The following is a 15,469-nucleotide window of genomic DNA, read 5'->3' on the forward strand; positions in this document are numbered from 1 at the left end:
CCTTTGCAACCGGTATAGCCTCTAAGGTCAGCATATACCTGCGGGCAAGGAAGGTCAACGCTTCGCGGTCTCCCCGCCCCATTGCTCCGGATAAATAACAAAATACCTGGTTCCCGGCTTCACCGTATAATGCTCGGTTGTAATGCCGTACAGCTTCAAGCGTTCCTTCAATCTTCGATAGTAGCTGTCAAGCCGGCCTCTATCCTTCTTGTTGCCGGGCTCAAGCTCCCGCTTGTACCTGGCCGTAAAGATCATCTCCGAGGTACAGGACAAGCCTTCGGTAATCATCCGGAATAACACGCAGACATCACCCTCAGACAGCTCCATAGCCTGACCCCTCGCAAGCCATTCCCCTTTGCTCAGATCCAGATAAAGATCGTAATGCAGCGGACGATGCTGATCATACACCTGCCGGATCTGCTGTGCGGTTTTGGCCTCTTCCCAACCACCCGCATCGGAGTGGATGTAAGCTAACACTTCCCTCCGACCGGCCTCTATAACTTCTCTCCTGCATCTCTCTTCCGTCATATTCAAGTTGCCATTTCCCCCCTAGCCTTCTCCCGACTAACTCATCTTTCGATGTGAATACCCCCGCTAAGCATAAGCGAGGTATTTGCAAATGGTTAACTCTTATTTCGCGAAAAAGGCTGCTGCCTTATCCCGATGCTCGTCCGTAATATGCGAGCTGATGGCCTTATATGCGACAAAGATCGCGGTGGCATCATCCCCATAGCCGATAACCGGGAAAATATCCGGCACAAGGTCGATCGGCAGAATCCAATAGGCCAGCGCGCTGATGGCGGTTACTTTTACTTTTACCGGAGTATTGGGGTCCATTGCGCAATAGTACATCGCCACTGCTTCATGCGAAAATGGCACCTTGCCCGCGTATTTTCTCACCTTGGACCAGAAGCCTTTGTTTACGTATTTCACTTGCTCCTCGTAATCGCCAATCTTTGCGGCCCAAGAGTCGGTATCGACCTCTTCCTCCTGCCTCTCCGCAGGAAGCGACTCCACGCTGCTTGCAATCTCCTCATCCGACAGATCTGCCGGAAGGACGTCTTCCTGAATAAGGCTTTCGTGGCAAGCTTCGCATTTGGCCTGCCTTAGCTTCAGAGCTTCAACCTGATTTTTGTGCCCGCAATTTGGACATTCAACCTTAATTTCCGACATCGAGATCCACCCGCCTATTTTAAATAGTTATATATTAGTTGACGATTTACACCTGGATTGGATTTAAGCAGGCAAAACAAGCCCTCTTATATCATTAAACAGAAAAACCAATCTTTAGACAATTAACTTTAGTTTATTTTTGCATAAAAAATCCAGCCTTTGGGTCACAATAGCTTTTGGGTGCCAAGCCGGTGCCCGACGACCAACGCGAATAAAGGAGAGGTATACCAATGGCAAAGCCAGACAATCGTGCGGACAATGCAGAGCATCTGCAGCAGCATATCGCTAACACGCAGCAGAACATCCAAGAGACTGAACAATATTTGAACGAGTTCGGCTCCGAAATCAGCAGCACGGAACAAAACCAGCTCGAAGAAAAGAACGAGCGCCGGAGAGAAAGCGTTGAAGGCTTCAAAGAAGAACTGCAAGACGAACAAGGCTAAAAGGCTGGAAAAAAGATGGCTTCCGCTTGTCGGAAGTCATCTTTTTCATGTTCGCAACCTATGCTATACTGTCGCTAATCAGCATGAATCATGCATCGACAAAGGAGCAGGCCCAAATGAATTTCGATCAATGGATCGCACCCGAACACTATAACATCAGCTCTGAGATTGAGCGTCACAAGTCGGACAAGCTTGCTCTCCGTTTGCTGGACGATCAGGGCCATACCACGCAAATTACATATAACGAGCTGCTGAAGCAGGTAAACCGGCTGGCGGGCGGCTTGAACGAGCTTGGCCTGGCAAAAGGCGATCGCGTCCTCGTCATGGTTCCAAGAACCATCGAGGCGTATATGATCTACGTGGCCTGCTTGAAGCTTGGTCTTGTCATTATTCCATCCTCCGAAATGCTCCGGGCCAAGGATCTGTCCTACCGCCTCCAGCATTCCGAAGCGCGTGCGGTTATCGCATGGGCCGAAGACACTGCTGAAGTAGACAACATTACGGAAGAGTTGCCGGCATTGAAGTTCCGGATTGACGCAAGCAGCGGACAAACCGATGGCTGGATGACCTTAAGCTCCCTAATGGAAGGACAGCCGGAGGAACGCGAAGCCGAGGCTACCCACCGCGATGATATGGCGATTCTTGCTTATACGTCGGGGACAACCGGCAATCCAAAAGGCGTCGTTCACAGCCACGGCTGGGGCTACGCGCATCTGCGCATCACCGCTGCATGGCTTGGCATCCAAAGCTCCGATCTGGTCTGGGCAACCGCTGCGCCGGGCTGGCAGAAATGGATTTGGACGCCGTTCTTATCCGTGCTGGGCAGCGGCGCAACCGGCTTGATCTATAACGGTTCTTTCAGCGCAGAGCGTTATTTGCGGATCATTCAGGAAAACCAGGTTCAGGTGATGTGCTGCACGCCAACCGAATACCGCATTATGGCGAAGACGGATGGCTTATCCGGTTACGACCTGTCGTCGATCCGCAGCGCGGTATCGGCCGGCGAGCCGCTTAACCAGGCCGTGATCAAGCAGTTCGAGGAGCTGTTCCATTTCATCATCCGCGACGGCTACGGCCAGACGGAAAATACACTCTTGATCGGCAATCTGAAGGATTCCCCTATTAAGATTGGCTCCATGGGCAAGTCTATCGTTCCGGGTCTTGTCGAGATTATTGATGACGAAGGCCGTCCGCAGCCGATGGGAGAGGTCGGCAGCATTGCCGTTCATACCGACATGCCTGCCCTGTTCAAATCGTATTTCAAGGATCCTGAACGCAAAGGGGCCAACATCGTTGGTTCCTACTTCATTACCGGCGACCGCGCAAGCAAGGACGAGGAAGGTTATCTGTGGTTCGAAGGCCGCGGGGACGATATTATTATCAGCTCCGGCTATACGATTGGACCGTTTGAGGTCGAGGAAGCATTGCTCCGCCATCCATCCGTCAAGGAATGCGCGGCTGTTGCAAGTCCGGATGAAATTCGCGGCCACGTCGTAAAGGCGTTTATCGTTCTGAGGGACGGCGTCCCCGGCTCACCGGAACTGGTCAAAGAGCTGCAGGATCACGTCAAATCCGTAACGGCGCCATACAAATATCCGCGTAAAATCGAATTCATAAGCGAGCTGCCCAAAACCAACTCCGGCAAAATCCGCCGGATCGAGCTTCGCCAGCGCGAGGCGTTTCTGAATTCCTGAGCCTAAAAGGCTGCACCATCCTTAGGAGGAGCAGCCTACATTTCGCGAGTGAAATACTTACTTATATTTTTTAAAAGAGCACCGCCCCCAATCCTTTAAAAGGAATTGGGGGCGGGCTTTTTACTTTCATTCAATCGAAAGGCAGCGTTCTGGCCCGAAAGATTCGTCTACGAATAGAAGGATATACATTGACATATAGTGGAATAAAACTTATAATCCAAAGTGGTATAGTTGGTATTATAGTTACTGAGAAGATATGTTGCGTAAGGCGATCTCATTTTTAGTTATGAAAGAATTAAAGTAACCAAAGGAGAGTGCAAACATGTCCGCTGTTCAAACATTTAAAGCAACTGCACATTTACAAGAAGGAGTGAAAGTCAAAACCAGCTCCAGGAATTTCGAGATAATCATCGACGAACCCCAAAGTTTAGGGGGAACGGACACTGGGATGAATCCAGTAGAAGTGCTTCTTGCCTCATTAGGGGCATGTCAGTCTATCGTGGCAAGAGTGTACGCGCCTAAGTTTGGTATCAAGCTTGATGATTTTCAAGTGGAAGTTGAAGGTGACATTGATCTCGATGGATTTTTTAACAGATCTGAAATCCGTCCAGGTTATTCCGATATCCGTTATACATTCCGCATTAAAACCGATTCTCCAAAAGCGAAAGTTGAGGAATTTGTTAAGTTCTTAGAGAGTAAATGCCCGGTTGGCGATACACTGGCTAATCCGGTTAATCTCAAATTAGTGAACGTTGTTATCGAGAACTCAATTCAAGTATAAGGAGTGAAACAGGAATTGGGGGCGGGCTGTGCCAAAGTCCATTTGTTTGTATGAGGTAGCGATAGGAGTCGCAACCAGAAATATGGAAATCGATGAACTAGCTATAAAAAAGCCGCTGTTCATGCCGAGCTCCTAGCAAGCTCCGGCTTAAACAACGGCCTTTTGTTTAGATAACGGCGTGAACGCCAAGCTTACGGTCAATCATACTTTTAATGTCCTTCACCAGCTGCACCGAAGCTTCAATCTCCACTTTGCGCGTCGATACGCTTTCGATACTGCAGCCGATCGGGATGCCTTTCTCGATGCCGAATTCAAACAGCTCTTCGAAAATTTTCAGCGACAGCGCAACCGACTTGTCCAAAATATCGGTGGACTTAATCAGGTCGTTCTCCAGCCACTTCGGAATGCTGATGCCCAGCCACTTCATGAACTCGAGCGTTTTCTGCGAACCGCATGGCGCTAAGTTGAACAGAATCGGCACGGTCTCAATCCCTTGCTCTTGGCAATAATAGTAGTAATCGGACAGCATATTCTTTGAGGCTTCCACGTTAAAGGTAGCCTGCGAAATAAAGAACTTGCATCCGCCGTCTACCTTATCCCTGATGCGGAGATGCTCGTCGTTCTTCTTCATATGGCGCTCCGGAATAACGACGCCGCCGAGCGTTAACCGGTCGTTCAGCTTTTTGCTGAGCTCGTAGGCTTCCGGCAGCTTCATCGTTGTCTGCTGCTTGCTCGAGGAAGTACCAACAAAGACCGAGAAGCGGTCCTCTTCGGCATCCTGCTTCAGCCATTCCGCGAAGCTTTCTTCCGAGTTGTTGCCAACCACGCGGTAAATAATTTTAGGAACCTTCCAGTAGTTCAGGTAGTTCTTGCTGTACAAGGTTGGATCCAGAGCTTCAAGGTACGGGAAAGGTCTCTCCTCATCCGTCCGGTCCGCTTCATCCTGAACGTCGTACAGGATAAGCCCGTCAATATCCAGGTTTTTCAGACGCTCGTATTGCTTTTGCGATATTTCCGCCAGCTTCTCCGGGGTATGGCTTGATTTGGGCGGAGTCATGCCGTAGGTAATAATGCCCGCCTGTCTGTTCAAAATTTTATCCTTAAGCATCGTTCTTCATCCTTAACGTCCATAGTAGTAGTGGAATAATTTCTTGATTACTTCTACATCCCGCGCTAAATTCCTTCTTATACAGTCGGATTTGTAACTTTTGCTTGTTCGTCCGGAATTCTGGCCATCAACCGTTCAATGGTTCCGTCAAAAGGAAACTGGCGCTCGGCGACACGCGTCTGCAGTCCGGCCAGCTCTTCTCTGACCTGCTTGATTAGCTGCTCCGGATACCCGAACTTAATCGCATTTTCGGCAAATTCGTCCTCATCTATAACCATCCACTCGCCGCCGCGCTGGACAAGATCCAGATCATAATCAACAAAGGATATTTCGCCGCCGTTAATCAAGGCAGGCTGGTTAATGTTGCAATAATATTCATTAATTTGGCCGTCTACAACCGCCGCGCTGACGGTAAACCAATGCTTGCTCGAGAAAAACTCGATCGACCAGTTGTTTACGGTAAATACGGATTTCTTCGTATGATGCTGAAGCTTCCTGCCGTAACGGCCAAGGACAAACACATAGCCGTCCCCTTCCTCCAGCAGGTCGGTGTTCCATTCGTAATGCAGGAGATCACCGTGTTTCAACGCTTTGATTTGAACCGAATTATTCACGGAACCGTCTTCCCTTCAACAATCGTTAGGTTAGAAAAGTATATCATACTTATCGCCTATCCGTCCGCTTCCTCATATTGCCCGGTCACCCAATAGGTAAAAAAATAAGCCAGCCAGAAAAGTCTGGCTGACCTATTTTTCATACACCTTTGGAATTTAAATAAAATCTGCGTACTCGAGCAGTCGCTTCAGCATAACGGTTGCTTCCGCGCGGGTCGCTTTGCTGTCCGGAGCAAAATTACCGCCCGTCTTTCCTTCGATAATCTTCGCTTCAACCGCTTGCGCTACTGCCTGCTTCGCCCAAGCTTCAATAGAAGCTTTATCCTTGAAGGCATTCAGCTGCGAGGCAGCGCCGGCTGGCTGTTTGCCTGCAAAGGCGAGCGCACGAGAGATCATAACCGCCATCTCTTCGCGGGTAATCGATGCATTAGGCTTTAAGCTATTGCCATCGTAGCCTTTTACAATACCTGCTTTTACCGCTGCGCCTACCGCGCCCGAGAACCAGTTCTTGCTGCTTACATCCTTGAAGGATGCTGCAGCTTGATCTTCGGAGATACCAAGCGCACGGACGACCATAGCCGCGAATTCTGCACGGGTAACAACGGCGTTAGGAGCAAACATCGTGTTGCTGGTGCCTTTGACAATCAGCTTGGAGGCCATCAGCTCGATATCCGTTTTCGCCCAATGCTTGCTAAGGTCGCTGAAGGTCTTGCTCAGCTGCAACACTCCATAAATACTGTTGCCGTTGCGTTGAATGGTTACAATCGTATGCCCGTTTACTTTCTTAAAGGTTGCCGGTACGAATGTAAACGCGCCGGTCGCCTCGTTATACATCACGGCTGTGGAATGCGAAGCATCCAAAGTCTGATTGATGTCGAGCGTACGGGATACGTACGTCTTGCCGTAATCATGAATTTCTTTTGTATTGCCGTTTGCTTGAAGGATGACTCTAAACTCAACCGGAGTACCAATCAGCTTAACGCCGGCTTTAGCTGCCTTGTCCTTCATCGTGCCCGACAATGTGCTGTCCGCTTGATTAATCTTGATTACGATCGTCGCGTCCGTGCCAATTGTCGCTGGCAGGTTAAGGGCGCGAATCGGCAGGTCATAGCTTGCGTTGCCCATGATAACCGAAATCGTCAGATTTGGAGCTTGCTTAAGCGCGTCCATCAGCACTCGTGCCGGCAGTTCCGCGCTTACGGCTTGCTTGGAATCTGCTTTAATGGTTACCGTCTGGCCTTTTTGTCCCGCAATCATTTTGATCGCTTCGTTCAACGACTTAGCCGATACGGTTAACGTTTGACCGGCTGTTGTGCCGTCAATGCTGACTCCATTGTTTGTTTGCTCCGGCTTCTTCCCACCGTTACCGGATCCGCCGCTTGGTACCTCTACAGGCGGGGTTGTACCGGTATCGCTATTGGAGCCTGTGTTAAAGCTCCAAATGTCGGACAACGTCTTGCCGGAGAAAGCATCTTCGGCTGCCGCATACCATTGGTATTTGGTATTCGCCTTCAAACCGCTCCATTTCACGGACGCCTGCTCTCCGCTTGCTACCTGATCTACCTTGCCGATCGGCTGATCGGAGTAGACGTTAACGCCCATGTAGTCGGTCGAAACCTCTTTTACCTGCGGCTTTAAATCCACATCAAGCGTGAATTCTTCTTGTTTAGTCGTATCGCTTGGATCGTAGAAGTTATAGTCGTCCATATACGGCGAATACGTTTTTACATACATCTTGCTATTCGCGATATCGAACTGCAGCAGCTTGATATAGCCTTGACCGCCTTCCGGACCGCCTTGGTAGTCGGACAGCATTTGATACACCTTGCGATCTGTCTTGCCGTCACCATTGTCATCGAGCTCGCTTACAAGCAGTTTGGAGTCATGATAATGGCCGGAAAGGACGGCAAATACGTTTTTGTTCTTTTGCACCACTTCTTCAAAAATCTTATCCGCAATCGGAGCCCGGTTGCCGGATACAAGCAGGAATTCATGGAAGTTCAGAATCGCTTTGCGGTCCGGATATTTTGCCAGCACCTCGTTCATCCAATCGATATCCGAATCGCGGATACCCCACCCCATGTATACCATAATAAAATCATTGCCATTCGAGGATACAAGGTCATAGTGACCGCGGTTGTTATCCAGGGAACCGCCGTAAGTCGGCTGCTCCTTGAACCGTTTTTCCCCAAAATAATTCCAGTAGTAATCATACGCGCCAACCTGATGGTCAACGTCATGGTTACCGGCTAGGACGCCGTAAGGGATGTTTGCGTCTTCCAGCACCTTCATGTCGGCGGAAGCACGCTTCCATTGGAATTCTTGATCCGCATCGTCGACAATATCGCCGGTATGGATCACGTATTTGATCTTATTCTTCTCTTTGTTGTCGGCAATCCAATTCACCATATCCTCGTAAATGTGCGGATAGCTCTCCGAGTAATACTGCGTATCGGACATCCAGGCAAACGAGAAATCATAGTTTTCCTGCGAAACCGGCAGCTCGTCCTGCACCATCACTTGAAGCGTATGATTGTCCGCATATTCCCCGGCCGTAACCCATGCGCCAAGCGCAAAGTCTGTCGAGCCCGCTACTTTGTAATCGACGCTAATCCATTGCTGTTTGGACGGGCTCCATACATACATGCTGACCTTCCGGCCTTCCAGCGATTTGCCTTTCCAGCTCAGTTCGATCTGGTCCGTATCCTTCACGGAAGGATCAAGCTGAACCTGGAACCGCTGATAAGGGAATTGCTCCGTGGAATCATCGGTCAGATATTTGCCGTCGGCGGCGCTGATCAACGCATAATCTTCCGCGCTCATCGCTTGTTCGCCGGCAGGAGCTATTTCCTTCGGAGGCTCGACATCCGCCGCGTTGCGGAAGCCTTGGAAGCCGTCTTTATTAGCCCCGTCATACTTAAAGCCGCGGTAAAAGGAAACATCCATCTTGTCATTTGTAGGATCCTTTACCTTTACAGCCAGAACCGGGTTGCTGCCGGTACCGGAAACGCCATTAGCAGGAGATACCAGCTCCGGCTTAAGCGGATTCTCATCCGGTACGGAGAAGGTAACCTCTTTCACAGCCACGTTGCCGACTTTATCGGTTGCCTGAACCTTGAATACATGCTCTCCGCCTGCCAAATCTTTGGAGGCCGTTGCATACGGGATTGTGATAGGCGTCTCGTCCAGCCACGCCTGCACTTTATCCACGCCGGACAACGCATCATTAGCGGTAGCGTTAATGGTGAATGCACCGCGGTACTCTTTTCCTTCTTGAAGAGTCGTTGCAATCGTTGGCGCCGTATTATCCACTTTCACAACCGCAGCTTTCTCTCCGTACTGGGAGTGACTCACTTTTACGGTATGATCGCCGTCGGTCAGCTTGGTTGTATCAAGCGCATAAGCCTTCGATGCAAGCAGCTCATCCGGAATGACAAAGTTGAAGTCCATAACCGGGAATTTACCGGCACTGTCGCCCATCGAGATAACAGTATCCCGGTTTTTGTAACGTTCGTCGAAAATTTCCGTACCGTCCGCAAATACAAGCCTTACGTTACGAACGGTAAAATCATCCTTGTTCTCTTCCGGCCGGTCATCAAACGGGGATGCCTTGGTACCAGCACGGATGGAGATAATATTGCTTCCGCCCTTCAGGCGTTCCGCCGCGATGGGTACCGTCAGCGTTGTATACGTATTAATCGGGTCCAGGAAGATCGACAGAATTTCGTCTCCCATCGTAACGCCGTTCTTGAAGTAGTAGTTAACGCCATTCGCTTCGAAAGCGAAGTACGCGTCCTGCTCAACCGCGCTGTACGTTCCTTCCGTTGCTTCGTTCTGGTCAATGGACAGATGAAGCTCGGAAGCCGGCGCATTCTCCGCCGTTGCTTTCAGCACCTTTGTTCCGGCAAGGAAATCTCCGTCCTTCACGTTAAGGCGCAGATCCGAATGATCCGTATTGCCGGTCACGTTAACGCGGTACTTCTCCGAAGTCACTTCGTTCTGGCCGTCGGAAATGACGTAATAATACTCGATGTAATCTCGGCCGATCAGTTCGGGCGAGTAGATCGTGTAATGATACAGCGTATCGGCAAAGCTTTCTGCCAAATAACGTTTCGTGTATTGAGTATCCAGGTTGCTCTTATAATAAAAAGCTACGGATTTAACATCGTTCTCGTCATGCGCTTCCGCAACGATCGAAAGATTTTTGGATTTGTCGATCTCCGGTGTATTCGTCAGATCCTTATAAGTAGGGCTTGTTGTATCGACCGGAGTCTTAACGGTAATCTGCGGGACTTGAACCGGAGCTACGGAGCCAGGCGTTGCCGCTTCCGTACCCGCGCTGTATTTGATCATCTGCGTGCTGCCGGTGGGCGAATATTTGTAGAAAATCCCTTTGTTTGCGACAGTCTCCGCATCCGTATCGTAATAAACGGCCGAAATTTCGGTCTTCGTATTCGTTGCAATAACAATGCCGCGGCCGCCGCCGTTTGCCATGCCATCGCTGTAGATTTTTACGATATCCGTGCCTTCTACCAGGTTCGTGCCGTAGTTGGCGTTGAAGTCGGCAACGGTTTTTTGCTTGTTCTGGCTGTTGATGACCCAGAATACCAGCGTCTTTTTCGACGGAATAAGCAGGTCCTCCGAATCCGTCGGCCAGACCACATCCGCATCCGGGCCGGAAGCGGTATAGCGGTATTGAATCTTGTAGTTTTTAAAGTTTACGGTTTTGTCCGTATTGTTGTAAATCTCGATAAACTCGTAGCCGTCCGCTGTTCCTACATTGGTGGAGTCCGGAACAATCTCCGTCACCATCAGGGGCGAAAGCTTCGAGTAATCGACGTTGCCGAGCTCAATCGTTACCGTGTAGGCGTTCGATTTCACCGTATCGATGCCATCGTTGGCTTGAATATAGTATTGCAGCTGGGAATCCGTAAAAGCTTCCTTCGGAATGTTCGCCGAGAACACATTGTTCTCTCCCGCCGACATCGGCAAGGAAGCGTAGTCCGCTGCATCGCCTACTTTGTAGAACAACGATGCTGTTACGGCGTCGCTGTCCGGGTCCGCAATGGTTGCTTGTACCGTCAGATCGTTATCAATGCTGCCTGAAGCAGGTGCCGTATGCTCGATAACAGGCAGTTGATTAACAGACGGAGCCGGATGCTCCGGAAGCAACGCCGCTTCTACCGTGCCTGGAGTTGCGGCGGTGACGCCTGCGCTGAACATCTTCATCTGGTTTGTGCCGTCAACCGGATATTGATAGAAAATCCCTTTGTCCGCTACCGTCTGCGCATCGTTCTCGTAGAACGCTTCGGCAATTTCCTTGCCAGTCTTCGACGCGATTACGATTTTGCGCTGGCCGCCGTTGGCCATGCCGCCGCCGCCATCGATGCGGAACAGATTCGTATTCTCTACAAGAGTGGTCTGATAGTTGGCGTTAAAATCATCTACTTTCAGATCTTTGGTAGCGCCGTTCATTACCCAGAGCACCACATTGCCGAGCGGCGGGATTACAGCCGTGCTTGGCAGTTCCCATACAGCGTCCGGTGTCGCGGAGTTTGTGTAACGATAGATCAGCTTGTATTCGCTCAGCGAGATCGCACGTGTCGTATTGTTGTACAGCTCGACGAATTCATAAGCATCCGAGCTGACCCCCGTCACGTTTGTGCTGTCCGGTACAAGCTCCGTAATAAGCATAGGAGGCACTTTCGAGTAATCGAAGTTATGCTGCTCGATTGCAACCGTATAAGTGGACGATTTTACATGGTTAACCGCGTCCGCTGCTTCAATGTAGTACTGCAGCTCGGTTCCCGTAAGAGAAGCCTTTGGAATAACCGCGGAAAAATCTGAACCTCCCGTATTGGTCATCGGGACCGAAGTAAACGCAGCGTCGGACGAGTTCTTATAAAAGACCGCCGCCGTAGCCGTGTCATCGGCATCCGTAATTTGCGCCGTAATGGTCAGGTCTTGTTCACTGCTTCCCGCTGTGACAGGAGAATGGGTGATAACCGGCGCCTGATTAACCGGGCCCTCAGGGAATTGGTAATGAACTGTCGGAATTTGTCCTTGTGCCAGCGTACCCGGAGTTGGAGCAGACTTCACCGCAAATTTGTCGGTTTGCACGCCACCCGCTGCCGGCAGCATATAATGGTCGCCAAGGCCGGCGCCAACATCGGTAGCGGCTGTATAGCTGGAACTCGAAATTTCCGTTCCTTGGCTGTTTTTAATGACAACCCCACGGTCAGCCGTATTAGAGAAGCCACTGAAACCCGTAATCTGGACGATCTGTCTGTCCGTCAAGCCTACGCCGTATTTGGCGTTAAAATCGGCGAGGACAAAGTTTTTCGGATTGTACCAGAACACCATGACCTGCTCTGGATCCAATGTTTTCTCGCCAAAGCTGAACGTCAAATCCGGAGAAGTTGTAGGGTCCGGATAACGGTACAGGAATGTATAATCGTTCAAACGAATCGTTTTGTTCGAGTTATTGTATACTTCGAAAAACTCGTAATCATCCGTTCCCGCTACGTCGGGATGAATCTCGGAGACAAACAGCTCCGGTACGGTATTCTCTTCTGCAGCAGCAGCGATACCAATAGAAGACAGCATGCTCATCAACATGCTTGCCAGTAGAACGCTAGAGATCCATTTCTTGTATCTCTTGCTCAACATAATAGGAAACACTTCCTTCTGATTAGTATGTAGCGCTTGTTACATCGTGAAGTCAGAAATGAGGCGTTCGATCAGCCAGTAAAGCCCCATCAGTCCAACGATAGAGGAGGTGACATACGTCCACGCGCTCTGACGTCTGTTTGTGATCAGCTTCCGAATCACCCATAGAATTGGAATAACGATCGCCAGTACAACGAGCTGGCCAATCTCAACGCCAAGGTTAAAGGAAAAAAGCGGCAGGGCAATGTTGCCCGACATCGTTCCGTGCAAAATCTCCGCAAAGCCAAAGCCATGCACCATCCCGAACGTCACCGTGACGGCAATCTGCTTGCCTTGCAGCTGCGGGAATCTTTTGCGGAACATCGTCTCAAAAGCTACAAACACGATACTCAGCGCAATAAGAGGCTCCACGATAAGCGGTGATAACGATGCCAGATCCATCGCGGACAGGACCAGCGTGATGCTGTGTCCAACCGTAAAAGCCGAGACCAGCTTCAGCATCGTCCAGCCGCTTGTACCCGAGGCCAGGATTAACCCGCAGAGGAACAACATATGATCGGCGCCCGACCAGATATGCTCCATCCCCATCGTCACGTAATCTTTCAGTGTGCTTGTCCATGAGGATGATGCGGTTACCGGCTTCATGTCGCCCGTACCTTGAGCAGTGTCCGCATCGGAGCTTGCCGCATCCGTTCCATGGTAGCCTTCCATCTGCAAAATGTTGTTCGAGCTGTTAATGACCTGTACGATGGACTGCTTCCCCATCCGGATGGTTGCATAGCTGCGGTGGTCGGGATTCGTTCCATCGTAAAAGTTATATTGAACCATGTACCGGTCGACAGGCTCGGCAAAATCATAGTTGATGTCGATCTCGATCATCGGCACTTTTGCTTTTTCCGTCTGTTTGGCTGCGAGAACAACTCCCATGCCAACCTTGTTATTGCCCGTGACGATAAGCCTGTCATGAACAAGCGCAGTGAGCGTATCATTTTCGCTGGACAACTCGTCTTCGGAAAGCCTGCCGTCACCGTTGCCGTCAAGCTGCGGCATAGCTTCGAGCAGTTCCCTCTCCAGCAAGAACAAGTTGTACTCCAGGCTCTTGTCCTTAACGGTAATATCCGAGAACCCCGTCGAGCTGAAATGCGCCTCGGCCGTTCCGCCCATTACGGTCAAAAACAGCCATAAAGCAGCCAGTACAACCCCGGCTTTTTTGTGTAATTTCACGTGTGTCTCCTTTCTCCCTATTGCTTGGCTTCCTTCTTCTCTCTCTATCTGTCGAATGCTGACATACTTAGCGATTATAGTTTTGGAGTGTTTGAAGAACGTAATGGGTAATTAAAGAAATTATTGAGATTGAGGAAAATAGTAGAAAAGAGTTCCCCCGATGCCCGCCCGCTGGCATCGTTCCTAAATCATGCTGGAGGATGGCGATTGCTGCCCTCGGAAGAGATTCGGAAGTAGGCCGCTGGAATGCTCGGTCATATGGCGATGCCGGGCTATTCGCGGATCCGTAAGGTCCCTTAGGGACCTTACGGGCTTTCTTCCTGCCCATGCGAGGCGGGTTAAGGCCCCTTAGGGACCTTAACCTCGTGAAATCAGCCATTCATGCGGCGATTCAGGGCTATTCGCGGATCCTTAAGGTCCCTTAGGGACCTTAAGGGCTTTCTTCCTGCTCATGCGAGGCGGGTTAAGGCCCCTTAGGGACCTTAACCTCGTGAAATCGCAATACATGCGGCGATTCAGGGCTATTCGCGAAATCTTAAAGTCCCTTCCGCAGCCGGAAGCCACGCAAGTGGCACAGCTCTCTTAAACAAAAAAGAACCCCCGCAGGCTGGCGTCCAGCCTTGCGGGGGGTTCTCTCATGCGATCGAAGAGCTTAACAGATCGCGCACATTGGTATAGTTCATCTGATGCGCGGCGGCGACGGCTTCATGAGTGACGAAGCCGTCCATGGCGTTTACGCCGCGCCGGATTGGCTCGCTGCCGGCAAGCGCAGCGCGGACGCCGCGGTCGGCCAGCGCCAGCATGTACGGCAGCGTGGCGTTTGTTAGTGCCGCCGTTGCCGTATAAAGCACGGCGCCCGGCATATTGGCGACGGCGTAATGAAGGACGCCAAATCGCTCGAATACCGGCTGGGCATGCGTCGTAATCCGGTCGATCGTCTCCACGCTGCCGCCCTGGTCAATGGCGACGTCTACGATAACCGAGCCTGCCGGCATGGCACGGACCATGTCCTCCGTCACAAGCTTTGGCGCACGTGCGCCGGGTATCAGCACTGCTCCAATGACAAGATCCGATTCGGCGACTGCCTCGGCGATTTGCCGGGAATGCGAGGCGAGCGTCTGCACCCTGCCGCCGAACCGGTCCTCCAGCATCCGCAGCCTATCGGCATCGCGGTCTATAATAGATACGTCGGCGCCAAGTCCAAGCGCGATTTGCGCAGCACCCGTCCCAACTACGCCGCCGCCGATAATGGCGACGCGGCCTTTTTTCACGCCGGGAACGCCGCCGAGCAGAATACCTCTTCCCCCATAGGCCTTCTCCAGAAATTGCGCTCCGACCTGTGCCGCCATCCGTCCGGCAATATCGCTCATCGGAGTAAGAAGTGGCAGCTGGCCGCTTGCCAGTTGAACAGTCTCGTAAGCGATCGCCGTCACCTTTTGCCGTACCAAAGCCTCTGTCAGCTCCCGCTCCGCAGCCAGATGCAAATACGTAAACAGCACCAGTCCTTCACGGAAATGCCGGTACTCTTCCTTCAGCGGCTCCTTCACCTTCACGACCATATCTCTTGACCAAGCATCGTCCGCATCCGCTACAACTATGGCTCCGGCCGCAAGATACTGTTCATCCGGGAATCCGGAAGCCGCCCCCGCCTCCGTCTCCACAAACACGCGGTGTCCATGCTTCACGAGCTCATAAACGCCGCCGGGCGTTAGAGCAACGCGATGCTCCGAGCTTTTTCTCTCTTTCGGAACGCCAATCTCCAT

The 15,469-nt window shown here is 51.1% G+C and carries 10 protein-coding genes; 3 read left to right on the forward strand and 7 right to left on the reverse strand.

The annotated features are described in order from the left end of the window. Window positions 1–54: 54 nt before the first annotated feature. Both WFK81_RS01560 and WFK81_RS01565 read right to left on the reverse strand, forming a co-directional pair. The gene (locus tag WFK81_RS01560; RefSeq protein ID WP_336784704.1) at window positions 55–534 is read right to left on the reverse strand and encodes a hypothetical protein; all 480 of its coding nucleotides are present in this window, start codon (window positions 532–534) and stop codon (window positions 55–57) included. A 96-nt stretch (window positions 535–630) separates the two neighbouring features. After that, window positions 631–1,173 (reverse strand): YkvA family protein, encoded by a 543-nt coding sequence (locus tag WFK81_RS01565; RefSeq protein ID WP_336784705.1) that lies wholly within the window; start codon window positions 1,171–1,173, stop codon window positions 631–633. A 230-nt stretch (window positions 1,174–1,403) separates the two neighbouring features. On the opposite strand from WFK81_RS01565, the gene tlp reads away from it, so the two are divergent. The 3 genes from tlp (at window position 1,404) to WFK81_RS01580 (ending at window position 4,091) form a co-directional block, all read left to right on the forward strand. Then, on the forward strand, window positions 1,404–1,616 hold the full coding sequence (gene tlp / locus WFK81_RS01570; RefSeq protein WP_336784706.1) for a small acid-soluble spore protein Tlp: 213 nt from the start codon (window positions 1,404–1,406) through the stop codon (window positions 1,614–1,616). Between the two features lie 116 nt (window positions 1,617–1,732). Continuing rightward, the gene (locus WFK81_RS01575) at window positions 1,733–3,310 is read left to right on the forward strand and encodes an acyl-CoA synthetase (protein ID WP_336785459.1); all 1,578 of its coding nucleotides are present in this window, start codon (window positions 1,733–1,735) and stop codon (window positions 3,308–3,310) included. A gap of 322 nt (window positions 3,311–3,632) precedes the next feature. After that, window positions 3,633–4,091, forward strand: a complete 459-nt coding sequence (locus WFK81_RS01580; RefSeq protein ID WP_336784707.1) for an OsmC family protein — start codon at window positions 3,633–3,635, stop codon at window positions 4,089–4,091. A gap of 166 nt (window positions 4,092–4,257) precedes the next feature. On the opposite strand, the gene WFK81_RS01585 is transcribed toward WFK81_RS01580, so the two are convergent. The 5 genes from WFK81_RS01585 to ald all read right to left on the reverse strand — a co-directional run bounded on the left by WFK81_RS01585 (window position 4,258) and on the right by ald (window position 15,469). Further along, window positions 4,258–5,199 carry a methylenetetrahydrofolate reductase gene (locus WFK81_RS01585; protein ID WP_336784708.1) on the reverse strand — a complete coding sequence of 314 codons (942 nt, stop codon included), beginning with the start codon at window positions 5,197–5,199 and terminating at the stop codon, window positions 4,258–4,260. Window positions 5,200–5,276: 77 nt separating this feature from the next. Further along, a complete protein-coding gene (locus WFK81_RS01590; protein ID WP_336784709.1) occupies window positions 5,277–5,813 on the reverse strand; it encodes a DUF402 domain-containing protein in 537 nt (178 codons plus the stop codon). A gap of 156 nt (window positions 5,814–5,969) precedes the next feature. Beyond that, entirely contained in the window at window positions 5,970–12,482 is a 6,513-nt protein-coding gene (locus tag WFK81_RS01595; RefSeq protein WP_336784710.1) for an S-layer homology domain-containing protein, read from the reverse strand. Window positions 12,483–12,521: 39 nt separating this feature from the next. Then, the gene (locus WFK81_RS01600) at window positions 12,522–13,706 is read right to left on the reverse strand and encodes a HupE/UreJ family protein (protein WP_336784711.1); all 1,185 of its coding nucleotides are present in this window, start codon (window positions 13,704–13,706) and stop codon (window positions 12,522–12,524) included. Window positions 13,707–14,341: 635 nt separating this feature from the next. Beyond that, complete coding sequence (gene ald / locus WFK81_RS01605) at window positions 14,342–15,469, reverse strand: alanine dehydrogenase (protein ID WP_336784712.1); 1,128 nt, start codon at window positions 15,467–15,469, stop codon at window positions 14,342–14,344.

Origin of the sequence: Paenibacillus sp. MMO-177 (assembly GCF_037147795.1) — a bacterium.
GTDB lineage: Bacteria > Bacillota > Bacilli > Paenibacillales > Paenibacillaceae > Pristimantibacillus.

Bases quoted from the DNA above. Each gene is read 5' to 3' on its own strand.
- WFK81_RS01565 (WP_336784705.1), bottom strand. From the start codon at position 1,173: ATGTCGGAAATTAAGGTTGAATGTCCAAATTGCGGGCACAAAAATCAG.
- ald (WP_336784712.1), bottom strand. From the start codon at position 15,469: ATGGAGATTGGCGTTCCGAAAGAGAGAAAAAGCTCGGAGCATCGCGTT.
- WFK81_RS01580 (WP_336784707.1), top strand. From the start codon at position 3,633: ATGTCCGCTGTTCAAACATTTAAAGCAACTGCACATTTACAAGAAGGA.
- tlp (WP_336784706.1), top strand. From the start codon at position 1,404: ATGGCAAAGCCAGACAATCGTGCGGACAATGCAGAGCATCTGCAGCAG.
- WFK81_RS01595 (WP_336784710.1), bottom strand. From the start codon at position 12,482: ATGTTGAGCAAGAGATACAAGAAATGGATCTCTAGCGTTCTACTGGCA.
- WFK81_RS01575 (WP_336785459.1), top strand. From the start codon at position 1,733: ATGAATTTCGATCAATGGATCGCACCCGAACACTATAACATCAGCTCT.
- WFK81_RS01585 (WP_336784708.1), bottom strand. From the start codon at position 5,199: ATGCTTAAGGATAAAATTTTGAACAGACAGGCGGGCATTATTACCTAC.